General features: G+C 70.4%; 25 protein-coding genes. 17 read left to right on the top strand and 8 right to left on the bottom strand.

The window, feature by feature from the left end; translation table 11 throughout:
• The first annotated feature begins 52 nt into the window (after positions 1 to 52).
• Positions 53 to 841 (top strand): IclR family transcriptional regulator, encoded by a 789-nt coding sequence (locus DOO78_RS20760; RefSeq protein ID WP_165839005.1) that lies wholly within the window; start codon positions 53 to 55, stop codon positions 839 to 841.
• Positions 842 to 904: 63 nt separating this feature from the next.
• On the opposite strand, the gene DOO78_RS27145 is transcribed toward DOO78_RS20760, so the two are convergent.
• Complete coding sequence (locus tag DOO78_RS27145) at positions 905 to 1,264, bottom strand: hypothetical protein (RefSeq protein WP_128080104.1); 360 nt, start codon at positions 1,262 to 1,264, stop codon at positions 905 to 907.
• Between the two features lie 187 nt (positions 1,265 to 1,451).
• Between DOO78_RS27145 and DOO78_RS20755 the strand changes: the two genes are divergently transcribed.
• From DOO78_RS20755 to DOO78_RS20735, 5 genes are all read left to right on the top strand, one after another.
• A complete protein-coding gene (locus DOO78_RS20755) occupies positions 1,452 to 1,904 on the top strand; it encodes a c-type cytochrome (protein WP_111471793.1) in 453 nt (150 codons plus the stop codon).
• Positions 1,905 to 1,920: 16 nt separating this feature from the next.
• Entirely contained in the window at positions 1,921 to 3,270 is a 1,350-nt protein-coding gene (locus DOO78_RS20750; RefSeq protein ID WP_111471792.1) for a cbb3-type cytochrome c oxidase subunit I, read from the top strand.
• Positions 3,267 to 4,073, top strand: coding sequence for a CbbQ/NirQ/NorQ/GpvN family protein (locus DOO78_RS20745; RefSeq protein ID WP_111471791.1), 807 nt, complete (start codon positions 3,267 to 3,269; stop codon positions 4,071 to 4,073). Before DOO78_RS20750 ends, DOO78_RS20745 begins: the two co-directional genes overlap by 4 nt.
• 4 nt (positions 4,074 to 4,077) lie before the next feature.
• Positions 4,078 to 6,015 (top strand): nitric oxide reductase activation protein NorD, encoded by a 1,938-nt coding sequence (locus tag DOO78_RS20740; RefSeq protein WP_111471790.1) that lies wholly within the window; start codon positions 4,078 to 4,080, stop codon positions 6,013 to 6,015.
• A 152-nt stretch (positions 6,016 to 6,167) separates the two neighbouring features.
• Positions 6,168 to 6,641 (top strand): DUF4142 domain-containing protein, encoded by a 474-nt coding sequence (locus DOO78_RS20735; protein ID WP_165839004.1) that lies wholly within the window; start codon positions 6,168 to 6,170, stop codon positions 6,639 to 6,641.
• Positions 6,642 to 6,922: 281 nt separating this feature from the next.
• Here DOO78_RS20735 and DOO78_RS20730 read toward each other — a convergent pair whose 3' ends face one another.
• Positions 6,923 to 7,837, bottom strand: coding sequence for a ferritin-like domain-containing protein (locus DOO78_RS20730; protein WP_111471788.1), 915 nt, complete (start codon positions 7,835 to 7,837; stop codon positions 6,923 to 6,925).
• Positions 7,838 to 8,100: 263 nt separating this feature from the next.
• Here DOO78_RS20730 and DOO78_RS20725 point away from each other — a divergent pair, with 263 nt between their 5' ends.
• From DOO78_RS20725 to DOO78_RS20680, 9 genes are all read left to right on the top strand, one after another.
• Positions 8,101 to 10,296: a NosR/NirI family protein gene (locus DOO78_RS20725; RefSeq protein WP_111471787.1), complete on the top strand. Its 2,196-nt coding sequence runs from the start codon at positions 8,101 to 8,103 to the stop codon at positions 10,294 to 10,296.
• Positions 10,297 to 10,310: 14 nt separating this feature from the next.
• On the top strand, positions 10,311 to 12,260 hold the full coding sequence (gene nosZ / locus DOO78_RS20720; RefSeq protein ID WP_111471786.1) for a TAT-dependent nitrous-oxide reductase: 1,950 nt from the start codon (positions 10,311 to 10,313) through the stop codon (positions 12,258 to 12,260).
• On the top strand, positions 12,257 to 13,609 hold the full coding sequence (locus DOO78_RS20715; protein WP_111471785.1) for a nitrous oxide reductase family maturation protein NosD: 1,353 nt from the start codon (positions 12,257 to 12,259) through the stop codon (positions 13,607 to 13,609). Before nosZ ends, DOO78_RS20715 begins: the two co-directional genes overlap by 4 nt.
• Positions 13,606 to 14,520, top strand: coding sequence for an ABC transporter ATP-binding protein (locus tag DOO78_RS20710; protein ID WP_111471828.1), 915 nt, complete (start codon positions 13,606 to 13,608; stop codon positions 14,518 to 14,520). Before DOO78_RS20715 ends, DOO78_RS20710 begins: the two co-directional genes overlap by 4 nt.
• On the top strand, positions 14,517 to 15,347 hold the full coding sequence (locus DOO78_RS20705; protein WP_111471784.1) for an ABC transporter permease: 831 nt from the start codon (positions 14,517 to 14,519) through the stop codon (positions 15,345 to 15,347). Before DOO78_RS20710 ends, DOO78_RS20705 begins: the two co-directional genes overlap by 4 nt.
• Positions 15,347 to 15,946: a nitrous oxide reductase accessory protein NosL gene (locus DOO78_RS20700; RefSeq protein WP_111471783.1), complete on the top strand. Its 600-nt coding sequence runs from the start codon at positions 15,347 to 15,349 to the stop codon at positions 15,944 to 15,946. The genes DOO78_RS20705 and DOO78_RS20700 overlap by 1 nt, the downstream gene beginning before the upstream one ends.
• Positions 15,947 to 15,958: 12 nt before the next feature.
• The gene (locus DOO78_RS20695) at positions 15,959 to 16,957 is read left to right on the top strand and encodes an FAD:protein FMN transferase (RefSeq protein WP_111471782.1); all 999 of its coding nucleotides are present in this window, start codon (positions 15,959 to 15,961) and stop codon (positions 16,955 to 16,957) included.
• Positions 16,958 to 17,274: 317 nt separating this feature from the next.
• Complete coding sequence (locus DOO78_RS20690; RefSeq protein WP_111471781.1) at positions 17,275 to 17,970, top strand: Crp/Fnr family transcriptional regulator; 696 nt, start codon at positions 17,275 to 17,277, stop codon at positions 17,968 to 17,970.
• A 688-nt stretch (positions 17,971 to 18,658) separates the two neighbouring features.
• Positions 18,659 to 19,345 (top strand): HAD family hydrolase, encoded by a 687-nt coding sequence (locus DOO78_RS20680; RefSeq protein ID WP_111471779.1) that lies wholly within the window; start codon positions 18,659 to 18,661, stop codon positions 19,343 to 19,345.
• Between the two features lie 105 nt (positions 19,346 to 19,450).
• On the opposite strand, the gene DOO78_RS27670 is transcribed toward DOO78_RS20680, so the two are convergent.
• From DOO78_RS27670 to DOO78_RS20655, 6 genes are all read right to left on the bottom strand, one after another.
• Positions 19,451 to 19,606: a hypothetical protein gene (locus tag DOO78_RS27670; protein WP_165839003.1), complete on the bottom strand. Its 156-nt coding sequence runs from the start codon at positions 19,604 to 19,606 to the stop codon at positions 19,451 to 19,453.
• A gap of 108 nt (positions 19,607 to 19,714) precedes the next feature.
• Complete coding sequence (locus tag DOO78_RS20675) at positions 19,715 to 20,182, bottom strand: hypothetical protein (RefSeq protein ID WP_111471827.1); 468 nt, start codon at positions 20,180 to 20,182, stop codon at positions 19,715 to 19,717.
• Between the two features lie 327 nt (positions 20,183 to 20,509).
• A complete protein-coding gene (locus DOO78_RS20670) occupies positions 20,510 to 21,301 on the bottom strand; it encodes a carboxymuconolactone decarboxylase family protein (RefSeq protein WP_111471778.1) in 792 nt (263 codons plus the stop codon).
• Between the two features lie 268 nt (positions 21,302 to 21,569).
• Positions 21,570 to 22,331 carry a glucose 1-dehydrogenase gene (locus DOO78_RS20665; RefSeq protein WP_111471826.1) on the bottom strand — a complete coding sequence of 254 codons (762 nt, stop codon included), beginning with the start codon at positions 22,329 to 22,331 and terminating at the stop codon, positions 21,570 to 21,572.
• A 55-nt stretch (positions 22,332 to 22,386) separates the two neighbouring features.
• Positions 22,387 to 23,133 carry an SDR family oxidoreductase gene (locus tag DOO78_RS20660; protein ID WP_111471777.1) on the bottom strand — a complete coding sequence of 249 codons (747 nt, stop codon included), beginning with the start codon at positions 23,131 to 23,133 and terminating at the stop codon, positions 22,387 to 22,389.
• Positions 23,134 to 23,197: 64 nt separating this feature from the next.
• Positions 23,198 to 23,593: a (R)-mandelonitrile lyase gene (locus tag DOO78_RS20655; protein WP_111471776.1), complete on the bottom strand. Its 396-nt coding sequence runs from the start codon at positions 23,591 to 23,593 to the stop codon at positions 23,198 to 23,200.
• A 131-nt stretch (positions 23,594 to 23,724) separates the two neighbouring features.
• Here DOO78_RS20655 and DOO78_RS20650 point away from each other — a divergent pair, with 131 nt between their 5' ends.
• A complete protein-coding gene (locus tag DOO78_RS20650; protein ID WP_111471775.1) occupies positions 23,725 to 24,624 on the top strand; it encodes a LysR family transcriptional regulator in 900 nt (299 codons plus the stop codon).
• A 410-nt stretch (positions 24,625 to 25,034) separates the two neighbouring features.
• Positions 25,035 to 25,928, top strand: coding sequence for a LysR substrate-binding domain-containing protein (locus DOO78_RS20645; protein WP_111471774.1), 894 nt, complete (start codon positions 25,035 to 25,037; stop codon positions 25,926 to 25,928).
• The last annotated feature ends 42 nt before the right edge of the window (positions 25,929 to 25,970 follow it).

The following is a 25,970-nucleotide window of genomic DNA, read 5'->3' as shown; positions in this document are numbered from 1 at the left end:
TCGCGCCGTCCCCAGATTGACAGTCCCTCGGGCGCGGCCGTTAAGTGCCGCCATGCGTTCTGCCGGCACGGGCCAGGAAGACACGGGGACCGAGGCCGGTTCCGAACAGCGCTCCATCCAGTCCGTCGTGATCGGCTTTCGCCTGATCGCGGCGCTGGAGGCGGCCGGCGGACCGGCGCCGCTGAAGGAACTGGCCGCCGCCGCCGGCATGCCGCCCAGCCGCGCCCATGCCTATCTGGCCAGCCTGCGCGCCGTCGGACTCGTGACGCAGGACGGGGAAGGCGGCCGCTACGATCTGGGCCCGCGCGCCCTGTCGCTCGGCCTCGCCGCCCTCGGCCGCCTCGAGGTGCGGGACGCGGCGCTGGATGCCATGCGCCGTTTCCGCGACGAGACGGGCGAGTCGGTGCATCTCTCCGTCTGGTCGGGCCAGTCGCCGGTGATCGTCGCGCGGCTGGATGGCCGCCGCAACGTCTCCCTCGCGATCCGGCTTGGCTTCGCGCTGCCGCTGGACCGCTCCGCCTCCGGCCGCATCTTCCTTGCCTTCCTGCCCGAGGCCGAGGCGACGAAGGCCGGCCGGAACCTGCGGCAGGAGATCGAGGCGGCCCGGCGCTCCGGAATCGCCATCACGGACGGATTGCTGAATGCCGGCTTCGCGGCGATCTCCGTCCCCGTCTTCAATCACGCGGGCGATCTGGCGGCGGCCCTCACCACCCTCGGCGCCGCCGGCCATCTGGACATCGCGCCGGAGGGGCGCACGGCCGCGCAGCTTCGCCTGGCTGGCCAGGCCGCCTCCGCCGCGCTGGGATACGGTCTGGTGCGCGGGCAGCCCGCCGCCCGCTGACGAGGCCCCGCCGGCTCGCCTGGACCGGATGCATTGCGCGCGGCTGGCCTGGAAGCCGCCGGTTCAAAGATGCCGCAGCGTGACGAGCGGCTCGCCGAAGCCGGTCGGACCCCCGCCGCCGCGCGGGGTGGCGCCGACGATCTGCGCCGCCACCGTCCGCCCGGCATAACCGACGAACAGGCACCGGACATCAGCGCTGCTTGCGGCGATCGGGCCTAAAATTTCCTTAATTTTCTCAGGACCAAAGTATAAGCGACCTTGGCCGCGCCGCGTTGTTTGACGAAGCGCAAAGAGCCACGCCGCGACCTGCTGCATAGAGAGAAGAAGATGGTGGTCAACACGCCGCTCGATCCGCGAAACCCCAGGCCAGGACACGCCAGAGAGGGACAGGCCGTGCAGATGCCGCTTTATCTCGAATCGCATATCGGCTGTCCTTGCCCAAGGTGGGTGCACCCGGCGGCACCGATCGTATCGAACGTGACCTGGTTGCAATGGGTGGCGCCCGGACCGTGAGCCTCAGGCTGGCCTGCCGACGCCGGACAGCACGACAGGGCGCTCGGATATCCAGGCCAGGATATTGGCGCGTCTGGCAGCAAGGCGGAGGGCGCATATGGAAGAGCGGCTGACGAAAAACGCTACTCGGAACATCTTCTATGGTGGATCGGCTTTCTTCCTGGCCGTTTTCGTCGCGCTGACGCTTCATACGCATGTCTACATGACGGGCAGGAGCGCCCCCACCTCGGCGATGTCAGACGGCGTGGTGCGCGGCAAGGAAGTCTGGGAGCGCAACTCCTGCATCAACTGCCATACGCTGCTCGGCGAGGGGGCGTATTTCGCGCCGGAACTCGGCAATGTCTGGAAGCGCTACGGCGGCGACCAGGATCGCGAGGGCGCGCGCGGCATGCTCGCCGCCTGGATGGCATCGCAACCCAGCGGCGTGCCCGGCCGGCGGCAGATGCCGCAATTCCATCTGACCGAGCAGGAGGTGAGCGACCTCGCCGACTTCCTCGAATTCGTCAGCAAGATCAACACCCAGGGCTGGCCGCCCAACCAGTCGGGTTGAGGGGGAGAGTGCCGGAATGAAATATGCCAGCCAAAAGGTCGCCCTTGTTTACTTCACGGGCGCCATAGCCCTCTTCGTCGTGCAGCTTCTCTTCGGCCTGCTCGCGGCCATGGTCTACACCATGCCGAATTTCCTGGCGGAGATCGTCCCCTTCAACATCCTCCGCATGATCCACACCAACGCCCTAGTCGTGTGGCTGCTGATGGGCTTCTTCGGGGCCGCCTATTACCTGGTGCCGGAGGAGGCGGAGCGCGACATCACCAGCCCGCTGCTCGCCTATATCCAGTTCGGCCTGCTGCTGGTCGGCGCCCTCGCCGCGGTCGGCGGCTACCTGCTCGGCATCCATGGTGGGCGGGAGTTCCTGGAGCAGCCGCTCTGGATCAAGTGGGCGATCGTCGTCGTCGCGCTGATCTTCCTCTTCAACATCGGCAGCACGATCCTGCGCGGCCGCCGCACCGCGGTGACCAGCGTCCTCATGCTGGGAATGGCCGGCATCGCGGTGTTCTGGCTCTTCGCCATATGGAACCCGACGAACATCGCCGTGGACAAGCTCTACTGGTGGTACGTCATCCATCTCTGGGTGGAAGGCGTGTGGGAGCTGGTGATGGCCTCCATCCTCGCCTTCCTGGTCATCAAGATGACCGGCGTGGACCGCGAGGTGGTGGAGAAGTGGCTCTACGGCATCGTTGGCCTCGCCCTCTTCTCCGGCCTGCTCGGCACCGGGCATCACTATTATTGGATCGGCGCGCCGGGCTACTGGCAATGGGTGGGCAACATCTTCTCGACGCTGGAAATCGCGCCCTTCTTCGCCATGGTGATCTTCGCCTTCACCATGGTCTGGCGCGGCCGCCGCGACCACCCGAACAAGGCGGCGATGCTCTGGTCGCTCGGATGCACCGTGGGCGCCTTCTTCGGCGCCGGCGTCTGGGGCTTCCTGCACACGCTGAGCTGGGTGAACTACTACAGCCACGGCACGCAGATCACCGCGGCGCACGGGCACCTCGCCTTCTACGGCGCCTACGCGATGATCAACCTGGCGGTCATCACCTACGCCATGCCCTACCTGCGCGGGGTGCAGCCCTACAATCAGGTGCTCAACATGTGGAGCTTCTGGATCACCACCTCGGCCGTGGTCTTCATGGCGGTCACCCTGACCTTCGGCGGCGTCGTGCAGGTTCACCTGCAGCGGGTGATGGGGATGACCTACATGGAGGCGCAAGACCAGATCGCGGTCTTCTACTGGATGCGGCTCGGGGCCGGCTGCTTCGTGCTGCTCGGCGCGCTGCTCTTCGTCTGGTCCATCTTCGGCCCGGCGCGGGTGGAGCGCCCGGCGCATATGGTCGCCGAGCCGCAGCCCGCCGAATGAGCGCGGCGGCAACGGGGGCGGCGGGGCAGGCCGTCCCCTACTATGCCCCGACCGGCGACGAATGCGCGCTCTTCGAGCACGCCTTCCGTCACCGCCTGCCGCTGCTGCTGAAAGGGCCGACCGGCTGCGGCAAGACCCGCTTCGTCGCCCATATGGCCGCCCGGCTCGGGCGGCCCCTCTTCACCGTGGCCTGCCATGACGACCTCACCGCGGCCGATCTCACGGGCCGCTACCTGCTGCAGGGCGGCGATACGGTCTGGACCGACGGCCCGCTGACCCGCGCGGTGCGGCAGGGCGGCATCTGCTACCTGGACGAGGTGGTGGAGGCGCGCAAGGACGTCACCGTCGTCCTGCATCCCCTGACCGACGACCGTCGCGTCCTGCCGCTCGAGCGTACGGGGGAGCTCCTCCAGGCCCCCCGGGAGTTCATGCTCGTCGTCTCCTACAACCCTGGCTACCAGAACGTGTTGAAGGGGCTGAAGCCGAGCACGCGGCAGCGCTTCCTGGCCCTGGAGTTCGGCTTTCCGCCGCCCGAGGCGGAGGCGGCCATCGTTGCCGCGGAGAGCGGCCTGCCGCGCGATCGCTGCGTGCCGCTGGTGCGGCTGGCCCGTGCGCTGCGCGACCTCAAGGGCCAGGACCTGGAGGAGGGCGTCTCCACCCGGCTCCTGGTCTATTGCGCCACGCTCATCGCCGCCGGGATGAAGCCCGAGCGCGCCATCCGCGCCGCGATGATCGAGCCGCTGACCGACGAGCCCGATATCCGGCAGGCGCTGCTGCGCGTCGCCGAGATCACGCTGGGCTAGCGGCATGGGCTGGAGCTTCGAGCCGGAGGAGAGCGTCGGCCAGCACTGGCACAGACTTGTCGGCGGCGCCCATTCCTGGCCCCGTCACCCGGCGGCCGCCCTGCGGCTGGATGAGGTCCGGACCCGTCTCGGCATCCTGTTCCGCGCCCTCGGCGGGGCGGGCGGGGTGCAACTCGCGGCGGGCGACGCGACCCTCTCCCGGCACCGCCTGGGGCTGCGCGCCCGGCTCGGCCTCGGCGACACGGAGCGGCTTGACATCGCGCGCTTCGATGGCGCGACGTTGCACCTGCCGCCCGTCATCGACCTGCTGCCCGATCGCGCCGCGAACGGGGCTCTCTACGAATGGTTGGCCGCCTGGTTCGCCGTCGCGCCGGTACCGTCGCCGGCCGGTCCCGACCCGCTGCGGCGGGATGCGGAACGCTTGCGGGCCGCGCGGGCCCAGACGGCCAGGCTGCTCGCGGCGTTCCCCGGATTGCGCCCGTTGCACAGCGATCTCGCCGCGGCCCTCCTCACAGCGCGCCCGGCCCGCCGCCTCTCCGGCAAGGAGGCCGCGATGGAGGCGGCGGTGCGCGCCGCGCTCGGCGACCCGGCGCCGCTGCCGCCGGCTGCCGCCGCGCTGCTCGACCCCGATGTTCCGCTCGACGGCTTTCACGCCGGCCGCGGCTACCGCCCCTTTCTGCCTGTGCCCCTCTGGGGTGAGGTGGAGGCGCCCGCGCCGAGCGCGGCGCGCGACGCTGCCGGGCAGGAGGAGGGCAGCGGCGCGGCGGCCGAGGCGGGCGGGCGCCGCCGCCGGGCCCGCCGCCGCGAGGCCGATCAGACGCGCCGGCGCGACCCGCTGCTGCTGAACCGCTTCGAAACCATCCTTGGCCTCGCCGAGATGGTGAACCTTGCCCGCGCCGTTGAGGATGACGACGAGGCGGGCGCCCGCCAGGCCGCCGAGGACCTGGACGAGATCGGCATCGGTGAGCACCAGCGCCACGCCGCCACCCGATTGCGGATGGAACTCGACCTGTCGCCCACCAGGGCGGCGGAAGGGGCGCTGGCGGCGGCGCCGGAGAGCTTCACCTATCCGGAATGGGACCATCGCAGCGGCCGCCACCGGCCGGCGCATTGCCGCGTGCTCGCCGAACCGGCGCCGGAGGACGCCACGCCAGGCGAGGACTGGCGCCCGGACGAGGCGGCTCGCCGACGGATCCGCCGCGTGCGGCGGCAATTCGAGGCGCTGCGTCCGCGCCGCCAGGTGCTGCATGGTCAACCGGATGGGGAGGAGCTCGACCTCTCGGCCCTGGTGCGCAGCCTCGCCGACCGCCGGGCCGGCGCGCCGGGCAGCGACCGGGTGCACAGCGCGGCGCGCAGCCTCCGGCGCGACCTGTCGGTGCTGGTGCTGGTGGATGTCTCGCTCTCCACCGAGGCCTGGGTCTCGGATCGGCGGGTGCTGGATGTGGAGCGGGAGGCGCTGCTCGCGCTCGTCGGCGGGCTGGACGCCTGCGGCGACGAGCATGCGGTGCTCACCTTCACCTCGCGCCGGCGCGACGCGGTCTGGCTGTGCATGGTCAAGGATTTCGACGAGCGGCTGGCCGCGGCGGTGGTCCGCCGCATCCGGGCGCTCCGCCCCGGCCACTACACCCGGATGGGCGCCGCGGTCCGGCACGCGGCGTATCTGCTGGCGCAGCGCCCGTGCAGCCACCGGCTGCTGCTGCTGCTGACCGACGGCAAGCCGAACGATGTCGACCACTACGAGGGCCGCTACGCGATCGAGGACACCCGCATGGCCATCCGCGAGGCGCGCCGGGCCGGCTGCAAGGTCTTCGGCATCACGGTGGACCGTGAGGCGCGGGACTATGTTCCCTATCTCTTCGGGCCCGGCGGCTACGCCATCGTCCCGGACATCAGCCGGCTGCCAGTGGCGCTGCCAGCGATCTACCTGCAAGTCACCGGCTGAACGATGGCCAGATGCGGGAGGACACCAGGATGATGAGACGGACCACCCTCCTGCTCGTGGGCGCCGCCGCGCTGGCGGGAGGCGCGGCGGGCGCGCAGACCCGGCTCACACCGGATCCGACGCCGCGCCTACCGCCGCAACCCGGCCAGGGCATGGCCATCGCGGACCTGCGCACGCTGCAGCGCGCCGCCCTGTTCTGCGAGGCGCAGGCCGAAGCCGGGCAGATCGGGGCGCAGCGGGCCGCCGCGCCGGCCGTGCGGCAACTCGCCCAATCCATCGCCGCGGACCATGAGCGCTTCCGCCAGGACATCGCCACCCTCGCCGCCGAGCGGCGGCTGGACCTGCCGAACCGGGCCGCGGCGCGCGTCCAGGATCCCTCCCTCGACACCCTGCGCCAGGCATCCGGGGACGGCTTCGACCGGGCTTTCCTGGCGCGTCAGCTCGGGCTCTACCGGCCGATGGCGGAGCTGTTCCAGACCATGGCCTCGAACTCGCCCGACCCGGCCCTGCAGCGCCTCGGCATCAGCGTGCTCGCCGCCGTGCGGGCGCATTTCGAGACCGCGCGGACGCTCGGCGAACCGATGGGCCTGCGCGTCGAGACCATCGAGACCCCGCCGCAGTACTGATCGGCTGCGACGCCGCCTGAAGCGTGGTCGCCTGAGCTGGAAACAGCGAAGGCGTGAATCACGCGACACAACAACACGCCAGACCATGGTCCGTGAACCCGAGTGAACGGATCATGGTCTGGCCACCGCCATGCCCTCCTGAGGTCATGGAGCACGCTTCTTGAAGATGCGGAGGCCGCATGCCACGCAGCATCGTCCTGCTGGCACCCCTGCTGCTCGCCGCTGGAGAACGCGCCCCCCATTGGTGCCGTGCCTGCCGCACCGTTCATACGGCGGCGCCGTCAGGGCAGCATCCGTCCGGCAGGTGCAGCGGCGGCATGTCGCAAGACGGCAACGTGAGCGATGGCCCGCTCGGCCAGGGACTGCAGCCGCCGCACCACCGCTTCGTCGCGCCCCGCATCGGCGGCGTCCAGATAGGCTTCGGAGGCTTGCTCGGCGGCATGCCAGGCAGCGGTCAGGAGATCCGTCCGGACGGCGGATGCTGTTGGCGCGCTGCCCGGAAGCGTCTCCTCGCCGGCCAGCGCCGCACCCTCGGCGGCCATGGTGGATGCCTCACCCGCCAGGCGACGCCAGACCGTCGCCTGTCCGGCGTCCGGTTCGGCCTCGGCGAGGATCGGCAGGAGCGAGGCCAGCCGCAGCTCGGCCCCGATGGCCCGCCCCAGCGGAGACGGCCTTCCCGAACCGGCTGCGTCGCCACGCTCCTCATGATAGGCTCGCCGCCGCTCGCGCCGTAGCAGGGCAGCGTGGCGCAGTTCCTCGCCAGCCATCCGCTCCGCCGCGGCGCGGATGGCCGGTGCCTCGGCATGAGCCGCGATATAGGTCCAGAGGGCGAAGGCCCGCTCCTCGTTCCGCACCGCCATGGAGAGGGCGCGGTAGGCGCTGGCCAGCCGGGACAAGGCGAGTTGGCGGGCCTCCTCTTCATCGAAGGTCTCGGGCGGCTGCCAGCGCAACAGACGATGGTCGGGGAGCATGCCCGTGGTCCCGCGAGCCCAGTCCTCGATGCGCTGGGCATGCCCGCGTTTCTCATCCACGAGGTGCCGGAACACCGCAGCGACCCGAGGCATCTGCAACGCCTCCATCTCCTCCGCCAGGGCGGCGTAGCGGCTGGCCGCCTCCTCCTCGAGCGCGTGCGCGATGGCAAACAATTCCGGCAGCGAGGTGACCCGCGCCGGAGGTTCCGCCTTGAGCAGCGACATCGGTGTGTCTCCGTCCTGCCTCCGTCGTCGATAGCGCGTTTCCACGAAACGGGAACCCGTCTTCCGCGTTGCGGGCGACAAAAGGCAATTGGGGAGGGACAAACAGGCGGTGGTTGTCCAGGATCAAAGAGGCGGCTGCCTGTGAAGCGTAAACTTCCCGACCTGGTGCGGCGGAGACAGTCTCCTTGCAATGGTCGTCGATTGGGATTGCCGTAAGCCGGTGGCATCGGGCCGCGGCCCTGGTCGTCCTCCTGCTCGGCATCATGGTGCTGCCCGCCTCCGCCGCGCGGCTCTCCGAATTCCTGCCCCGCATACAGCCTGGCGAGATCTTCCCGGGGGCCGACCGCATCGGCCCGCCCGAGGGGGAGCCGCCGATCGCACCGGTCTTTTCCGGCAGCCGGCTGGTCGGCCATGTCTGGCTGAACACCGACGTGACGGACTCGACGGGCTACTCCGGCAAGCCCATCGCCGTCCTGGTCGCCGCTGACACGGACGGTGTCATCCGCGGCATCAGCCTGCAGGAGCACCATGAGCCGATCGTCCTGATCGGCATCCCGCAGCGGAAGATCGTCGATGCCCTGAACCATCTGGTCGGCGCGGCCATGGGGCCGGTGGCGCGTGGCGAGCAGCGCCCGCCGCAGGCCGACATCGTCAGTGGCGCGACCGTCACCGTGCTGGTCATCAACGACAGCGTGGTGCGCTCCACGGTGAAGCTGCTGCGGGCCGGGCGGCTGGGCGTCGCGGCCGCGGGCGGCGCGCCGGGCGCGGCGCCGGCCCCGCCGCGGGCAGCGCCGACCCTCGCCCCCGGGCCCGGTGAGGTCCGGGACTGGGAGGGCCTGCTGGGCGACGGTTCCGTCCGGCGGCTGCATCTCTCCATTGGCGAGGTCAACGACGCCTTCGCCCGCAACGGCAACCAGACCGCCGCCGACAACCCCGAGCCCGGCGACCCGGACGACACCTTCATCGACCTCTACGCCGCCTCGGTCAGCGTGCCGACCATCGGCCGCAGCCTGCTGGGCGAGGACGGCTACCAACGGCTGACCCAGCGCCTGCGGCCCGGTCAGCAGGCGGTCCTGGTGGCGGGCGAGGGCGCCTACTCCTTCAAGGGCTCCGGCTATGTCCGCGGCGGCATCTTCGACCGGATCGAGCTTGTCCAGGACGGCCGCACCCTGCGCTTCCGCGACCGCGACCACACCCGGCTCGGCGACATCGCCGCCGCCGGGGCGCCGCGCCTGCCCGAGATCTCGCTCTTCGTCGTCCCGCCGGATTTCGACCTCGACCCGGTCGAGCCCTGGCAGCTCCAGCTGCTCGTGCAGCGGGCCATCGGTGCACGCGACAAGGCGTTCCTGACCTTCGAACTCGGCTACCGCCTGCCTGACCAGTACCTGGTCCAGCCGCCCCCCGCCCCGGCCCTCGCACCGGCCGCGGCGCAGCCCGCGCCGCAGGCCGCAGGCGAAGGTCCGCTCGAGGAGCCGCTGTGGCAGCGGATCTGGCAGGCCAAGACCTGGGACATCGGCGTCACCGCCGTCGCGCTGCTGATCCTGACCGGCATCTTCTTCTTCCAGGACCAGCTGGTGCGGCGCCCCACGCTGTACCGTTGGGTGCGGCGCGGCTTCCTGCTCTGGACCCTGCTCTGGCTCGGCTGGTACGCCAACGCCCAGCTCTCGGTCGTCAACGTCCTGACCTTCGCCAATTCGCTGCTGACCGGGTTCAGCTGGGACTACTTCCTGACCGCCCCGCTCATCTTCGTGCTCTGGTGCGGCGTCGCCGCGGCGCTGCTCTTCTGGGGGCGCGGCGTCTTCTGCGGCTGGCTCTGCCCCTTCGGCGCCCTGCAGGAATTGCTGGCGACGGTCGCGCAGGCGCTGAAGGTGCCGCAATGGACCCTGCCCTGGGGCCTGCACGAGCGCCTCTGGCCCATCAAGTACATCGTCTTCCTGATCCTGTTCGGCGTCTCCTTCCACTCGCTGGCAATGGCCGAGCAGATGGCGGAGGTCGAGCCGTTCAAGACCGCCATCATCCTGAAATTCATGCGCGACTGGCCCTTCGCGCTCTATGCCGTCGCGCTGCTGCTGGCCGGGCTCTTCGTCGAGCGCTTCTTCTGCCGCTACCTTTGTCCGCTCGGCGCCGCGCTCGCCATCCCCGGCCGGATGCGGACCTTCGAATGGCTGAAGCGCTGGCCGGAATGCGGCAATCCCTGCGGGCGCTGCGCCCGCGAGTGCCCGGTCCAGTCCATCCACCCCGAGGGCAACATCAATCCGAACGAGTGCATCTACTGCATGCACTGCCAGGAGCTGTACCGCGCCGAGGACCGCTGCCCGCACAACATCCAGCGGCGCCTCAAGCGCGAGAAGCAGATCGCCATGTCCGCGGTGCCGCTCCCCGGGAGCAAGGGCCCGCCGAAGACCAGCATCACCCGGACCGGGGCCAAGGGCGACGCGCCCGCCGCCCCGGGCCAATGAGCCAGGAGACTCACATGTCGGCCGACAACGAGAACAGGGGCCTGAACCGCCGCAAGCTGCTGGGGACCACCGCGGCCGCGGGCACGATGGGGTTCGCGGGCGGAGCCGCGCTGTCGCCCTTCGGCAGCACCCCCGCCGAGGCGCAGACCCGGCCGCAGACCCCGGCGCGGCCGCAGGCCGCCCCGTCTGGCCGCCAGAGCATCGAGGTCAAGCCCGGCGAGCTCGACGAGTACTACGTCTTCTTCTCCTCCGGCCAGTCCGGCGAGGTGCGCATCTACGGCCTGCCCTCGATGCGCGAGCTGATCCGCGTGCCGGTCTTCAACCGCGACAGCGCCACCGGCTGGGGGCAGACCAACGAGAGCCTGAAGGTGCTGACCGAGGGGCTGACGCCGGAGGCGAAGGCGCATCTCGCGCGCATCGGCCGGCAGACCTACGACAGCGGCGACCTGCACCACCCGCACCTGTCCTTCACCGACGGGACCTATGACGGCCGCTACCTGTTCGTGAACGACAAGCTGAACACCCGCGTTGCCCGCATCCGGTTGGACGTGATGCGCTGCGACAAGATCATCCAGCTGCCCAACCAGGCCACCGTCCATGGCCTGCGGGTCCAGAAATACCCCCGCACCGGCTACGTCTTCTGCAACGGCGAGGATCGGGTGCCGATTCCGAATGACGGGCGCGACCTCGACAAGCCGGAGAACTACCGCTCCATCTTCACGGCGGTGGACGGCGACACCATGCAGGTCGCCTGGCAGATCATCGTCGACGGCAACCTCGACAACACCGACGCCGACTATCAGGGCAAGTACGCCTTCTCGACCTGCTACAACTCGGAAGGCGCGGTCAACCTGGCCGGGATGATGGCGAGCGAGCAGGATTGGGTCGTCGTCTTCAACCTCAAGCGCATCGAGGAGGCGGTCCGGCGCAAGGACTACCGCGAGATCGGCGGCGTTCCGGTGCTGGACGGCACGCATGGCTCGCCGCTGACCCGCTACATCCCCGTGGCGAACAGCCCGCACGGCATCAACACCGCCCCGGACGGCATCCATGTGGTGGCCAACGGCAAGCTGTCGCCGACCGTCACCGTCTTCGATGTGCGGAAGTTCGACGCCCTGTTCGACGACAAGATCCAGCCGCGCGACACGGTGGTGGCGGAGCCCGAGATCGGCCTTGGCCCGCTCCACACCGCCTATGACGGCAAGGGCAACGCCTACACCACGCTGTTCATCGACAGCCAGGTTTGCAAGTGGAACATCGAGGCGGCGAAGCGCGCCTTCAAGGGCGAGAAGGTGAACCCGATCATCCAGAAGATCGACGTCCACTACCAGCCGGGCCACAACCACACATCCATGGGCCAGACCAAGGAGGCGGACGGCCGCTGGCTCATCTCGCTCAACAAATTCTCCAAGGACCGCTTCCTCAATGTCGGCCCGCTGAAGCCGGAGAACGACCAGCTCATCGATATCTCCGGCGACCGTATGGTGCTGGTCCATGACGGCCCCAGCTATGCCGAGCCGCATGACGCGACCATCGTCCACCGCTCCAAGATCAACCCGGTGGATAGCTGGAAGCGCGACGACGCCTTCTTCGGGGACGCGCTGGGGCAGGCGCAGGCGGATGGCGTGGATCTGCTGGTCGACAGCAAGGTCGTCCGCGACGGCAACAAGGTGCGGGTCTACATGACCTCCGCGGCGCCGCAATACGGGCTCGAGGAGTTCCGGGTGAAGCAGGGCGACGAGGTGACGGTCTATGTCACCAATATCGACGACGTGGCGGACCTCTGCCACGGCTTCGCCATCACCAACTACGGCATCAGCATGGAGATCCAGCCGCAGGCGACGGCCTCGGTGACCTTCGTCGCCGCGAGCCCGGGCGTGCACTGGTACTATTGCACCTGGTTCTGCCATGCGATGCACATGGAGATGAAAGGCCGCATGCTGGTCGAGGCGCAGAACGCGTGAGGGGCTCCACGCCCTCATTCGCCCTGCTGCTTGCCGCGGTCCTGGCGACCGCGGCCCTGCCCGCCTGGGCGCGCGTCATCGCGCCCGGGGACGACCTGCAGGCGGCTATCGAGGCCGCCGGGCCCGGGGAGGCGCTGGAGCTCCTCCCCGGCACCCATCGCGGGCCCGTGCGCCTCGACCGGCCGGTCACCCTGGCGGGCCGGGAGGGCGCGATCCTGGAGGCGCCGGACCGGGGGAGCGTCATCACCGTCCTGGCGCCGGGCGCCGCGGTGCGCGGCCTGCTGCTGCGCGGCTCCGGCTCCAGCCTCGACGGCATGGATAGCGCCGTCTTCCTCGAGCAGTCCGCCGCCCGCGCGGTGGTCGAGGGCAACCGGATGGAGGGCAACCTCTTCGGCGTCTATGTCCACGGCGCCCCTGGGGCGATCGTGCGCGGCAACACCATCCTCGGCCGCCGGGGCGGCCGGATGTCGGAGCGCGGCGACGGCATCAGCCTCTGGAACGCGCCGGGGACCCGCATCGAGGGCAACGACATCCGCTGGGGCCGAGACGGCATCTTCACCAAGGCGAGCCAGCGCAACGCCTTCATCGGCAACCGCTTCCGCGACCTGCGCTTCGGCGTGCACTACATGTACACCAACGACAGCGAGGTGAGCGGCAACGCCTCCTTCGGCAACCATGCCGGCTACGCCATCATGTACTCGCAGCGGCTGACCGTGCGCGGCAACCTCTCGGATGGCGACCGCGACCACGGGCTGCTGTTCAATTACGCGAACGGCTCGCAGATCACCGGCAATTGGGTGATCGGCCGCGTCGCCTGGGCGCGCCGCGCCGAGGACGGGGCCGAGGACCGGGAGCATGCCGCCCTCGTCGCGGGCGAGGCCGGTGGCCCGGCCCCGGGCAAATGCGTCTTCATCTACAACGCCAACAACAACCGCTTCACCGGCAACCGCTTCGAGGGCTGCGGCATCGGCGTCCACTTCACCGCCGGCTCGGAGGGCAATGTCATCGCCGGCAACGCCTTCATCGGCAACCGCAACCAGGTGAAGTATGTCGGCACCCGGCACCTGGATTGGTCGCGCGACGGGCAGGGCAATTACTGGTCCGACAACCCGGCCTTCGACCTGAACCGGGACGGCACCGCCGACGCCGCCTACCGGCCGAACGACCTCGTGGACCGCGTGCTGTGGACCGCGCCGCGGGCCAAGCTGCTGTTGAACAGCCCCGCGGTCCAGGTGCTCCGCTGGGCGCAGTCCCAGTTCCCCGCCATCCTGCCCGGCGGCGTGATGGACAGCCACCCGCTGGTCGCGCCGCCCCCGCCACCGGAGGCCGGGTCGGGGTGGCGGTCATGAAGGCCGACCTGCATGTCATCGAGCTGGAGGGGGTCGCCAAGCGCTACGGCGCGGTCGAAGCCGTCCGCGACGTCTCCTTCGGCCTGCCCCAGGGCGCCCGGGTGGCGCTGGTCGGCCACAACGGCGCCGGCAAGACCACGCTGATGAAGCTGATGCTCGGCCTGATCCGCCCGAGCGCCGGAAGCCTCCGGGTTCTGGGCGAGGACCCGGCCGCGGGCGTGGCCGGGGTGCGCCAGCGGCTTGGCTGGCTGCCGGAGAATGTCAGCTTCAACCCGGCGCTGACCGGGCGGGAGGTGCTGCGCTTCTTCGCCCGGCTGAAGGGCGAGCGGGCCGCGGCCGCGGATGAGCTGCTGGCGCGCGTCGGCCTCGCCGAGGCGGCCCGGCGGCGGGTCGGCGGCTATTCGAAGGGCATGCGCCAGAGGCTGGGCCTTGCCCAGGCGATGCTTGGCCACCCCCGCGCCCTGCTCCTCGATGAGCCGACCACCGGCCTCGACCCGGCCGTGCGGCAGGGGCTCTACGAGATGCTGGCGACGCTGGCGGGCGGCGGCACCACCGTCCTGCTCTCCTCGCACGCGCTGGAGGAGCTGGAGGGCCGGGTGGAGCGGGTGGTCATCCTCGACCACGGCCGGGTGGTGGCGGACGGCAACATGACCGAGCTGCGCCAGCTGGCCATGCTGCCCGTGCGGCTGCGGCTGACCCTGGCGGCGGAGGCGGTGCCGGATTGGGTGGACGGCCAGGCCCGCCGCATCGGTCCCCGCCTGTTCGAGCTGTCCTGTCTCCAGGAGGACAAGATGACGCTGCTTCGCCGGGCGGCCGGGGATCCGCGCGTCGCCGATCTCGAGGTGCTGCAGCCGACGCTCGACGAGCTCTACGGCCATTTCCTGCGGAACCGCGCCGGGAGGGGCGAATGAAGGCCGTGCTCCTGGTCGCGGAGAAGGAGATCCGCGAGGGCATCCGGAACCGCTGGGTCGTCGCCGCCACGCTCCTCCTCGCGGCGCTGGCCCTGACGCTGGCCTTTCTCGGCGCCGCGCCCGCCGGGCGAGTCGGTGCCGGGGCGCTCGAGGTGGTGGTGGTCAGCCTTTCGAGCCTCTCGGTGTTCCTGCTGCCGCTGATCGCCCTGCTGCTGTCGCACGACGCCGTGGTCGGCGAGATCGAGCGCGGCACGCTGCTTCTCCTCCTGACCTACCCCGTTGCGCGCTGGCAGGTGCTGGCCGGGAAATTCCTGGGCCATGTCGCCATCCTCGGCATGGCGACGCTGCTCGGCTATGGCGCGGCCGCCGTCGCGCTGGCGGCCACCGGGGCGCAGGTCGCGCCCGCGGGCTGGTGGGCCTTCGCCTGCATGCTCGGCTCCTCGGTCCTGCTCGGCGCCGCCTTCGTCGCGCTCGGCACGCTGGCCAGCACCCTGGTGCGGGATCGCGGCACGGCGGCAGGCATCGCGGTGGGGCTGTGGCTGCTGCTGGTGCTGCTCTGGGACATGGGCCTGCTCGGCGTGCTGGTCGCCGACCAGGGCGAGCACCTCTCCGGGGGCGCGGTGGATGCGCTGCTTCTGCTGAACCCGGCCGACGCCTACCGGCTGTTCAACCTGGCGGGGTTGGCGGATGTCCGGATGCTGTCGGGCATGGCGGCGCTGGGCGGGGAGAGCGGCCTGACGCCGTCCCTGCTGCTCGCCGCGCTGGCGGCCTGGGCGCTGCTGCCGCTGGGCGTCGCGGCCGCCCTGTTCTCGCGGAGGGAGCTGTGATGCGCCGCCTGCCGGTCCTCCTCATGCTGCTCGCCCTGCTGCCGGCCGCCTGCGACGACGAGACGACGGCGGCCAAGGCGCCGCCGCCCGTCGCGCTGACCCGGGAGGCCATCGGGCATTACTGCGGCATGGCGCTGCTCGAGCATCCCGGCCCCAAGGGCCAGATCCTGCTGCGCGGCGACGACCGGCCGATCTGGTTCACCTCGGCCCGCGACACCGTCGCCTTCACGCTGCTCGACGAGGAGTCGAAGGCGATCCGCGCCATCTACGTTTCCGACATGGGGACGGCGCCGAGCTGGGACCAGCCGGGTCCCGACAACTGGGTCGAGGCGCGCCGGGCATGGTTCGTCCTCGGCAGCGACCGGCGCGGCGGCATGGGGGCCGAGGAAGCCGTGCCCTTCTCCGACCGCGCCGCGGCGGACCGCTTCGTGGCCCAGCATGGCGGTCGTGCCCTGCGCCTGGCAGAGCTGCCGCGCGACTGGGTGCTGGGCGATGTCGGCGGCGGCGCCGAGGCCGGGGCCACCCCTGCCCCTGCCGTGGAGCACGCCCATGAGGGCCACCAGCACGGCGCCCCGGCCCCGGCGCCGCAGGCGCACTGAAGGAACGAGCGCATGCGCCGACGCGTCCTCTGCATCCTCGCCGCCGCCGCAGGCCTTGGCCTGCCCAGGCTCGGCGCCTCGGCGACGGATGTGCCCGCCGCGCCGAGCCTCCTCACCTGGACGGGGCCGGTGCTGGGCGGCGTCGGCAGCATCCATCTGCACCACCCGGACCCGGAGGCCGCGCGCGGGCTCATCGCGCAATGCGTCGCCGAGATCGAGCGCCTCGAGAGGCTGTTCAGCCTCTGGCGGGAGGACAGCCAGCTCTCGGCGCTGAACCGCCACGGCGCGCTGGCGGCGCCCCCGCCCGACATGGTGCGCCTGCTGGGCGCGGCACGAGACGCCACCATGCTGACAGGCGGGCTGTTCGACGTGACGGTGCAGCCGCTCTGGGCACTCTACCGCGACCATTTCTCGGCGGCGGGGGCAGCCCCGGCGGGACCGCCCCGGGACGCCGTCGAGGCTGCCCTGGCACTGGTGGATCAGCGACGCCTGCTCGTCTCGCCGGACCGCATCGCGCTGACGCGCAAGGGCATGGCCGTGACGCTGAACGGCATCGCCCAGGGCTACCTCACCGACCGCGTGGTGGACCTGCTGCGCCGTGCCGGGGTAAGCCGAACCCTGGTCGATCTCGGCGAGACGCATGCGATTGGCCGTCACCCTGCGGGCCGCCCCTGGCGGGCGGCGCTGGAGGATCCGGACGCGCCCGGCCGCCTCTGGGGCGAGGTGGAACTGGTGGATCGGGCGCTGGCCAGTTCGGGCGATGGCGGCTTCGTCTTCGACGCGGCCGGGCGCTTCACCCATCTGCTCGATCCGCGCACCGGCCGCAGCCCGCAGCTTCACCGGGCGGTGTCGGTCCTGGCGCCGGACGCGACGCTGGCCGATGCCCTGTCGACGGCGTTCTCCCTCATGTCCGAGGCGGAGGTCGCGGCGACGCTGCGGCGGTTGCCCGGCGTCGAGGCGCGCATCCTGCGGCACGACGGCACCGACGTCGCGCTGCGGGGCGACGCATAGGGCGAACCGGGCTCACGGTTGGAGGAAAGCCGGCCGAGCCGGGGCGGCATATGCCCTGACAGGGCCGAGCGCGGGCATGCGCAGATCCTTGCGATGGATGGTGGAGAGGGCTGTACGGCTGCCCAGGCAGCGGCATCCTCGCCAGGAGCGGTGCCCGCCGGCCTGAGACCGATCTTGCTTCCCGCAACGCCCTCGACAGATCGTCCGAGTTCGGGGATGGGCGAAACGAACAGGTTCGGTGAGGTGCTGTCAGCCAGCGTCGTCGCTGACCGGCATCAGGGCGAGGCGGCCCAAGCGGAACTGGACAGGAACACAGCATGCCTCAGCAGGGTGACGCGGACTTCCTGGGCTGCACGGAACTGTTCGGCGGTTTGGACCCCAAGGTTCTCGAGGGCATTGCCGCCAGGGGGACATCGCGCCTGGTTCGGGCCGGACAGGCCGTGTTTCGGCAGGGCAGCGAGCCGACGCACCTGCATCTCGTGATGAAGGGATGGGTAAAGATCGGGCATGTGACCGGGAGTGGCGCACCCCTCACGATTGGGATTATGGAGCCGGGCGACGTGCCCGGCTGCGTCGCAGTCTTCCGCCACACCCCCTACCCGGCGACCGCCACGGCGATTGTGGATAGCTGGCTTCTCACCTGGCCCGCCGCGGTGGTCAGCGAATTGATGGAGCGGCATCCCAGGATCTCCGCGAACGCTCTTGGGCTGGTCGGCGGCCGGACAGAGGAGATGTTGCATCGGTCACGAGAATTCGCGACGGAGCCCGTAGAGTGCCGCATCGCCAGGGTGCTCCTGCGCCTCGCGGCCAAAGCAGGGCAGCCAGTCGGGGGAGGCACGGAGATCATTTTCCCGCTCTCCAGGCAGGATATCGCCGAGATGGCGGGTACGACGCTCCATACCGTCAGCCGGACGCTGCGCATGTGGCAGCGGAGCGGCCTTGTCGCCGGCGGCAGGCGGCGAGTCGTCATCCAGGACGAGAAGGCGCTCAGGGCAGTCACCCTGGACCATTGATTGTCACGCTCCTTGGGCAATGCCTGCCCATGCGCACCTCGCGCTTCCTCGACGCCCGCTGCTGGATCCAGTGCCGAGAACCGCGAGGCTGCCGGACGTGATCGGCGTCCCTGGTTGGCAGCCGCCATGTTGCTCAGACGAAGCGCGTTGATGCTGTATGGCATCGAGCCCCTCGGCCCGGGCCAGCACCGGCAGACCCATCTCGTGGCTGGAGCCCGGCTACCCTGGGTGAGGCGGGCGGTGATGGCCTCGCCGAGGCCCATGGCACGGCCGACCTCGCAGATGGCGCTGCGGCTGGCGAGGTGGTCGGCGACCGCCGCTGGCGCTGCGGGCAGGACGGCGAGGTTGGACACGGCGCGATTCCAGCAGCTTGCCGGTGGCAGCGAGGCATGCCCCGCATAACACGCTGGGAAGCCAACAGCGCAAGTGCCGTCTCAGCCAGGGCCAAGCTGCGCATGTCGACGAAGCTCAGACCGCGAACTTGCTTTCCGCGCCCTCACACACAAGCTCATGCGTCTGATCAAGCCGGCCCAAGCCCTTCGCTAGGGCACTTCCCCTGAACACCGGTTCAGGAGAAGTGCCCTAGACTATTGTTTTCAGAGCATCTTCACCCGATCAGGTGAGTCCACCTGATCGGGATCTGCTCTAGATCATTGACCGGATCGAAAGATCCGGCAGGAGATTTGATATGCTGATCAAAGCCGTACTTTTCGATGTGGACGGCACCTTGGTAGACTCTGTGGATCTGCACGCGCAGGCCTGGGTCGATGCCTTCAAGGAAATCGGCCACGACATTTCCTTTGACGATATGAGAGAGCAGATCGGCAAGGGCGGTGACCAGCTCATGCCCGTCTTTCTCTCACCGGCGGAGCTGAAGGAAAAAGGTGAGGCTCTCGAGAAGCGCCGCGGCGAGATCTTTCGTGAGAGCTATCTTCCACGGGTCCGCGCATTTCCCGGTGCGGCCGAACTGTTGCGGCGCGCAGACAAGGCCGGCTTGCGTACCGCCCTGGCCTCCTCGGCCAAGGACGAGGAGCTCGCCGCATTGAAGCGCATCGTCGGCATCGAGGACGACCGGGTAGATGCCGAGACCTCCTCCAGTGACGCTGAGCGTTCGAAGCCCTTCCCTGATATTTTCGAGGCTGCCCTGGCGCGGCTGCCCGGTGTGAGCCCAGGCGAGACCATCGTCGTCGGGGACACACCGTATGATGCCGAAGCCGCAGGCAAGGTGGGTATTCGAACGATCGGCGTGCTCTGCGGTGGCTTCCCGGAACAGGCTCTGCGCGACGCCGGTTGCATTGCGATCTACCGCGATCCTGCACACCTCCTGGAGGAGTATGAAACCTCGCCGCTCGGCGCCGGTGGGATGCCGGATTGAGCAGGATGCTGCGCCCAGGACAGGTAAGGGTGTCGACCCGACACCTCGCTGGGCTGGCGGCGGCCGTTGTCTGGCCTTCTGCTCGATCTCCGTGACCCTGGTTATTCAGGGGACGACATTGGGCTGGTTGGTCAAGTGGCCGGCGTCGCCGACGAGATGACGACACGGCCCAACTGTTCCTGCCGGGCTGTCGTCGAGGAGCTCGGCGCGCCGGCCATGGGCCCGCATGGTGCGGATGCCGCTCTGGCGGGTGTGGGCCATGATGGCCGCGTCGCGGATGCCGGCTTTGCAGGCCTCGGTGATGCAGCCAACCCTGAGCCCATGCCGCGCCGCCGCTCAAGGCCCAAGGCCCTTGCTGGTTGCACCAACTCAGCTCCGGCCCGGGCGCCCCGCCGAGCGAACCAATGCCACGGCCAGTCCGGCCGCCAGCGTGTCCTCACCGAGGGCGCGGGCCCAGTCGCTGCCGGACCGCGTCGTGCCGCCACGCGCCGCGCGGCCAAGCAACGTGCCCAGGACGGCGCCTGCCAGGCCGGCCAGCATGCCCTTGGTCGACGACGCGCCAGGCCCGGCTAATGCCGCGCCGCCTACCGCACCGAGGCCAAGGCGCAGAATGAATGATGGCGCGATGCGCCGGTCGGGCGCGAAGGGCATCTTGTCGCCCGCCATCTCCGCAAGCGCCGCCAGCGTTGCGAGGTCGCGCGCCTCGGCGCTGGCCGGAAGCCAGGCCAGGCGTGTCCGCCCGAGGGAGGCAGCCCAGGTCAGCGCGGCCACCGCCGTCATGCTGCGCATCCCGGTCACGACACCGAGTCCGAACGAGGGCCAGAGATGCGCTGTCATGCCGCACGCCCTCTGCCGCCTGCCCCATGCCTGAATCATCCATGTTCTCCACTGCTGCCATGGAGACGCCGCGCATCGAAGCGCGGTTGCAACCCGCCATGAGGGAGCATGCGAAACCCCGCCCTGGCCGGCGGTGGTGGAGTGCGGACAGCTTGTCGCGGCAGCGGCCAGGGCCATTGTGGGCTGGTTGGAAAACGCAGCGTTTTCAAAGATGAGCGCCACTTGCGGCAGCGCTGGCTAACGCGCGGGAAGTCTCGTCTCCGTCCTTTTTCCGATGCAGGCGTTCCGTCCGCGGGCCTGCCCGGGCGAACCCTCCTCGGGAAGCCCTTAGTTGCGGCGGCTGTCGAAGACGCCCTTCACGACCGGGACGGCCGAGAAGGCATTGGGCCACCCAGCGTAGAAGGCGAGGTGCGCCACCATCTCCGATGCCTCCGCACGCGTGAGGCCGTTGTCCATCGCCCGGTTGAGGTGGGCGCCAAGCTGCGCGAACTGCCCGGCAGCGACGAGGACGCTGACCGTGACGAGGCTCCGGTCGCGCGGCGCGAGGCCTGGCCGGAGCCACAAGTCGCGGAACAGGACGTCGGTGGTGAATTGGTCGAGGCCCGGCGCCACCGGGCGGACTTGCTGCCCGACACGCGTCGCGCGCTCCGCCTCGGCCGCCTGGTCGAGCGGGAGGAGCGCCGGCTCGGCGGGCGGCAGCTGCTCCGCGCCGATGCCGCGCCGGGCGAAGGCGTCCCGCACCGCCGGAACCGCCGCCAGGGCGCTGCCCCAGCCGGCGTAGAAGGCGAGGTGCGTGACGAGTTCGGAGACCTCTGCGGGCTGCACGCCGTGCTCGAGCGCCAGGTCGAGGTAGCGGAGTAGCTCGGCCGTCTGGCCGCGGGCGACCAGGGCCGCCAGCGTGACGAGGCTGTGGTCCCGCGGCGAGAGGTCGGGGCGGCGCCACAGATTGCCGAAGAGGATGCCCTGCTCGTAGCGCTCCAGGGCGGGGGCAACCATCCGGACGTCGCCCTGCGCCGATGCGGACGAATCTGGCCTTGGCTGGACGATGCCCTGCTGCGCCTGCCCCTGCGACGCGGCGGCGAGGGAGAGCGACAGGACCGTTGCGGCAACCCGTTTCATTGTCTGTCCTTCCATGTCGGCGGGCCTTGCCTCGTCCTCTCAGGCCCTGGTGCATGTGCAGCGGCAGCACCGGCAGTGCGAGGCCGATCACGGGGAAGGCGACGAGCACCACCGTCATGATCGGCAGCAGCGTGACGATGCCGGACCGGGTCGCCGTGGGTGGTTGGGCCGCGCAGGGGTAGGAGGGGGCTTGCGGATCTGTCCCGGCCTGGTGCCTCGACCTTCGCCGCCCACGCCCGGAAGCCCGGAATCCTCGGCCGGATTGGCTTCAGTGCGCGGTGAAGCCACCGTCCACGACGAGCGCGTGGCCGATGACGAAGCTGGCGCCCGGGCTGCACAGCCAGAGGACGGCGGAGGCGATCTCCTCGGGTCGGCCGAGCCGCCCGATGGGCTGATCCCGCAGGATCTCCCTCATCGCGTCCGGCTCCTTGGCCAGCATCTCCGCGACCATCGGCGTCTCGATGGTGCCGGGGCACACCGCGTTGATGCGGATGCCCTTCGCCGCATATTCGAGGGCGGCGCTCCTGGTCATGCCGATCACGCCGTGCTTGGAGGCGTGGTAGGCGGCCCGTCCGGGCAGACCGATCAGCCCACCGATGGAGGAGTTGTTGACGATCGCGCCGCTTCCCTGCTCCCGCATCCGGCGCAGCTCGTGCTTCATGCAATTCCAGACGCCGCGGAGGTTGACCGCCATGACGCGCTCATACTCGGCGTTGCCGACATCCGCGATATCCGCCGCGGGGGATTGCACGCCCGCATTGTTGAAGGCCACGTCCAGCCTTCCGAAGGTGTCCACGGCCTGCCGGACCATGGCGATGACCTGACCCTCATCCGCCACGTCGCAGACCACGCCAAGCACCGTGTGACCGGCGGACTTCAGCTCGTCGGTGGCGGCGCGCAACGCCGCCTCGTTGCGGTCGGCCAGCACCACGGCCGCCCCGGCCTCGGCGAAGGCTTGCGCCGTGGCGCGGCCCATGCCGAGGCTGGCGCCGGTCACCAGGGCGACCTTGCCATCGAAGTCAGACGTCATCATTCCAGTCCTCGTGCTTCGGGGGAGACCTCCCTGTCGGCGCTCCCGCCTCGCCTCACAGCGCCTGGCGCGTGGGCCGGAACAGGATCTCGTTGATGTCCACCTCCTCCGGCTGGCTGATGGCAAACGCCACGGCCCGGGCGAAGGAATCGGCTGGGATCGCGGCCTCGGCGTAGAATTGGCGGATCCGCGCCGCGGCCTCCGGGTCGGTGACGCTGTTCGGCAGCTCGGTCGCCACCGCGCCCGGCGAGATCACCGTGGTGCGGATGTTGTAGGGCTTCACCTCCTGCCGCAGCCCCTCGGACAGGGCCCGCACGGCGTGCTTGGTCGCCGCATAGACGGCGAAGCCAGGCCCGACCTTGTGCCCGGCCACGGAGGAGACGTTGACGAAATGCCCGGATTTCTGCCGCTGCATCTGCGGCAGGGCGGCGGCGATGCCGTAGAGCACGCCCTTGATGTTGACGTCGATCATCCGGTCCCAGTCCGCGACGTCGAGGCGCTCGAGAGGCGCCTGCGGCATCAGCCCGGCATTGTTGATCATCACGTCCAGCCGCCCGTATGCCTGGACGGCGGCATCCACCAGCGTCTGGACGTCACCGCGCCGGGTGACGTCCGTGGGGACGGCGAGGGCCTTCGCACCCTTGGCGGCCAAGGCGTCGGCCAGGGACTTGATGCGGTCCTCGCGCCGCGCGCCCAGCACGACGGTCGCACCCTCTGCGGAGAGGAGTCGGGCACTCGCCTCGCCCAGGCCGCTGCTCGCGCCCGTGATGACGATGACCTTGCCTGCGATGGTGTTGCTCATGGGATGGATCCTGCCTGCCCTGCCGCCATCCGGCGGCGGGCGCTTTGCTGCGGCGCCGGGGCTGTCAGCGCCGGTACTGCTCGTCGGTGACCTTTTCCATCCAGGTGACGGGCGACCCGTTCAGCCTTTCCTGGATGGCGATGTGGCTCATCGCCGTGGTCGGCGTGGCGCCGTGCCAGTGCGTCTCGCCGGGCGGGAACCAGACCACGTCGCCGGGCCGGATCTCCTCGACCGGCCCGCCCTCGCGCTGCACCCAGCCGCAGCCGGCGGTCACGATCAGGGTCTGTCCAAGGGGGTGCGTGTGCCAGGCGGTCCGTGCCCCCGGCTCGAAGGTGACCAGCGCCATGCCGACGCGCGCCGGCTCGGGCGGACTGTTCAGCGGGTCGATGCGCACCGTGCCGGTGAAGTAATCCGCGGGTCCCGTGCCGGAGGGCTGGGAGCCCGCGCGCCTGATCTCCATCGCTCTCTCCACTGCTCCCGTCCCCCGGTACCGTCGCCTGCGTCCCGGGGTTGGGCGAGGCCGGGATAGCCGCTGCGCCCACGGCGGATTAGGTGGTAAGAACCGCATGCCGTCATAAGCAGGGCTTCTGAATGCCGCGGACCGAGCTCGGCGACCTCCAGGCCTTCCTCCTGGTCGCGCGGGAGCGGAGCTTCACCCGGGCGGCGGCCAGGCTCGGGGTGTCACAATCGGCGCTGAGCCAGGCCGTCCGCGGGCTCGAGGAGCGGCTCGGGCTGCGGCTGCTGACCCGCACCACCCGCAGCCTGGCCCCGACCGAGGCGGGCGAGCGCCTGCTCCGCACCCTCGGCCCGGCGCTCGACGACATCGACGCGGCGCTGATCGGGCTCGGCGCGCTGCGCGAGAGGCCCTCCGGCACCATCCGGATCACGGCGACCGAGAACGCCACCCGGGCGGTGCTCTGGCCCGCCCTGATGCGGCTGCTGCCGGACTATCCGGAGATCCGCGTGGAGATCGCTGTTGGCTATGGCCTGACCGATATCGTCGCCGAGCGCTTCGATGCCGGGGTGCGGCCCGGCGAGATCGTGGCCAAGGACATGATCTCCGTGCGCATCGGGCCGGACATGCGCATGGCCGTGGTCGGGGCGCCGTCCTACTTCGCCGCGCGGCCGCGGCCGAAGACGCCGCAGGATCTGACCGGCCACAACTGCATCAACCTGCGCCTGCCGACCCATGGCGGGCTCTATGCCTGGGAGTTCGAGAAGACCGGGCACGCGCTGAAGGTGCGGGTCGAAGGGCAGCTCGTGTTCAACACCGCCGCGCTGCTGCTGGAGGCGGCCGTGGCCGGCTTCGGCCTCGCCTACCTTCCTGAGGAACAGGTTCAGGCATGCCTCGATGACGGAAGGCTTATCCGGGTGCTGGAGGACTGGTGCCCACCCTTCCCGGGATACCACCTGTATTATCCGAGCCGCCGCCAGCCCACGCCCGCCTTCGCCCTGCTGGTGGAGGCGCTGCGCCACAAGGGCCGGCGATAGCTGCTCCAGACGGGCCGGTTCACCTCTGCCGGGACCACGAAGCCGCCAGTCCTGCGGTCCCTGGATATGTGGCAGCGCACCGAGGAGGCGCGCGGCTTCATCCGTCGCGCATGTCGTGCCCTTGTGGCAGCCGCGCACCAGGGAGGCCCAGCCGGCGGGTCCCTGGCGGATGATTGGCCGCGGCGCCCGAGCCGGATCGGTGCAGGGCAGGGCGTGCGGCTCGAAGCGCCGGCAGGGGTGGCGCAGCAGGTCCGTTGCTGGAAGAGCGATGCAACGCATAGGATCGCCGTGGCGAAGCAGGTCGGCAGGGGCGGCGGGACGGCTGTCCTTTGGCGGAACACCCCGGCCTAGCCGCTCACCCGTTCCGCCATCTCAGCCCAGGACATTGGCCAAAGTCGAGCTAAGAGCCCATGACGCCTGAGCAGCTCCGCGTCTTCGTCGCCGTTGCCGAGCGACAGCACGTGACCCGCGCGGCAAAGGCGTTGAACCTCGCCCAGTCCGCGGCCAGCGCGGCAATCGCCGCCCTGGAGGCGCGCCACGAGGTGGTGCTGTTCCACCGCGTCGGCCGCGGCATCGAGTTGACCGAGGCGGGCCGCGCCTTCCTCCCGGAGGCCCGGGCGGTGCTGGCGCGGATCGAGGCGGCGGAACTCGCCCTGGCCGAGTTGGGCGGCCTCGCCCGCGGAACCTTGTCGGTCATGGCAAGCCAGACGGTCGGCAGCTACTGGCTGCCACGCCATCTCGTCGCCTTCCGCCAGGCTCACGCAAGGATCGCGGTCCGGCTTGCCATCGGGAACACGGCCCAGGTGGCCGCCGCCGTGCGGGACGGCACGGCCGAACTCGGCTTCGTAGAAGGGTCTTACGATGATCCGGCACTGGAGGATCGGCCGGTCGCAGCGGATGGGCTGGTGCTCGTCACCGCGCCCAGCCATCCTTGGACCACGGTCCCGCCCAGGACGCTCGCAGAGCTCGCCTCCGCCCCGGCCTGGGTGCTGCGCGAGCTCGGGTCCGGTACCCGATCGGCCTTCGAGGACGCCTTGCGGGCCGCGGGCGTGACGCCCACCGCCCTGAATGTCGTACTGGAATTGCCCTCGAACGAGGCTGTGCGATCGGCGGTGGAAGCGGGCATCGGGGCGACGGTGCTCTCTGCCTCCGTCGCCGCGCCATCCATCGAGGCGGGGCTGCTGCACCACGTTCCCCTCGCCCTGCCCGAACGGGCATTCCGGGTGCTGTGGCACCGGGAACGGCGGCGCAGCCGGGCGGCCGAGGTGCTGCTGGGATTGATGGATGCCCCTGCTAGGGCGTGATCGCCTGAGGTGGGATCATGCTTCGCGCACCGGCGTAAGCGG

This window comes from Roseicella frigidaeris (assembly GCF_003258945.1).
Taxonomy (GTDB): Bacteria; Pseudomonadota; Alphaproteobacteria; order Acetobacterales; family Acetobacteraceae; genus Paracraurococcus; species Paracraurococcus frigidaeris.
This window is presented reverse-complemented; position numbering and strand designations above follow the sequence as displayed.

Bases quoted from the DNA above. Each gene is read 5' to 3' on its own strand.
- DOO78_RS20745 (WP_111471791.1), top strand. From the start codon at position 3,267: ATGAGCGCGGCGGCAACGGGGGCGGCGGGGCAGGCCGTCCCCTACTAT.
- DOO78_RS20660 (WP_111471777.1), bottom strand. From the start codon at position 23,133: ATGAGCAACACCATCGCAGGCAAGGTCATCGTCATCACGGGCGCGAGC.
- DOO78_RS20760 (WP_165839005.1), top strand. From the start codon at position 53: ATGCGTTCTGCCGGCACGGGCCAGGAAGACACGGGGACCGAGGCCGGT.
- DOO78_RS20655 (WP_111471776.1), bottom strand. From the start codon at position 23,593: ATGGAGATCAGGCGCGCGGGCTCCCAGCCCTCCGGCACGGGACCCGCG.
- DOO78_RS20680 (WP_111471779.1), top strand. From the start codon at position 18,659: ATGCTGATCAAAGCCGTACTTTTCGATGTGGACGGCACCTTGGTAGAC.
- DOO78_RS20740 (WP_111471790.1), top strand. From the start codon at position 4,078: ATGGGCTGGAGCTTCGAGCCGGAGGAGAGCGTCGGCCAGCACTGGCAC.
- DOO78_RS20730 (WP_111471788.1), bottom strand. From the start codon at position 7,837: ATGTCGCTGCTCAAGGCGGAACCTCCGGCGCGGGTCACCTCGCTGCCG.
- DOO78_RS20665 (WP_111471826.1), bottom strand. From the start codon at position 22,331: ATGACGTCTGACTTCGATGGCAAGGTCGCCCTGGTGACCGGCGCCAGC.
- DOO78_RS27145 (WP_128080104.1), bottom strand. From the start codon at position 1,264: ATGCGATTCGAGATAAAGCGGCATCTGCACGGCCTGTCCCTCTCTGGC.
- DOO78_RS20675 (WP_111471827.1), bottom strand. From the start codon at position 20,182: ATGACAGCGCATCTCTGGCCCTCGTTCGGACTCGGTGTCGTGACCGGG.
- DOO78_RS20725 (WP_111471787.1), top strand. From the start codon at position 8,101: ATGGTGCTGCCCGCCTCCGCCGCGCGGCTCTCCGAATTCCTGCCCCGC.
- DOO78_RS20650 (WP_111471775.1), top strand. From the start codon at position 23,725: ATGCCGCGGACCGAGCTCGGCGACCTCCAGGCCTTCCTCCTGGTCGCG.
- DOO78_RS27670 (WP_165839003.1), bottom strand. From the start codon at position 19,606: ATGGCCCACACCCGCCAGAGCGGCATCCGCACCATGCGGGCCCATGGC.
- DOO78_RS20695 (WP_111471782.1), top strand. From the start codon at position 15,959: ATGCGCCGACGCGTCCTCTGCATCCTCGCCGCCGCCGCAGGCCTTGGC.
- DOO78_RS20755 (WP_111471793.1), top strand. From the start codon at position 1,452: ATGGAAGAGCGGCTGACGAAAAACGCTACTCGGAACATCTTCTATGGT.
- DOO78_RS20700 (WP_111471783.1), top strand. From the start codon at position 15,347: ATGCGCCGCCTGCCGGTCCTCCTCATGCTGCTCGCCCTGCTGCCGGCC.
- nosZ (WP_111471786.1), top strand. From the start codon at position 10,311: ATGTCGGCCGACAACGAGAACAGGGGCCTGAACCGCCGCAAGCTGCTG.
- DOO78_RS20710 (WP_111471828.1), top strand. From the start codon at position 13,606: ATGAAGGCCGACCTGCATGTCATCGAGCTGGAGGGGGTCGCCAAGCGC.
- DOO78_RS20735 (WP_165839004.1), top strand. From the start codon at position 6,168: ATGGCCATCGCGGACCTGCGCACGCTGCAGCGCGCCGCCCTGTTCTGC.
- DOO78_RS20690 (WP_111471781.1), top strand. From the start codon at position 17,275: ATGCCTCAGCAGGGTGACGCGGACTTCCTGGGCTGCACGGAACTGTTC.
- DOO78_RS20750 (WP_111471792.1), top strand. From the start codon at position 1,921: ATGAAATATGCCAGCCAAAAGGTCGCCCTTGTTTACTTCACGGGCGCC.
- DOO78_RS20705 (WP_111471784.1), top strand. From the start codon at position 14,517: ATGAAGGCCGTGCTCCTGGTCGCGGAGAAGGAGATCCGCGAGGGCATC.
- DOO78_RS20645 (WP_111471774.1), top strand. From the start codon at position 25,035: ATGACGCCTGAGCAGCTCCGCGTCTTCGTCGCCGTTGCCGAGCGACAG.
- DOO78_RS20670 (WP_111471778.1), bottom strand. From the start codon at position 21,301: ATGAAACGGGTTGCCGCAACGGTCCTGTCGCTCTCCCTCGCCGCCGCG.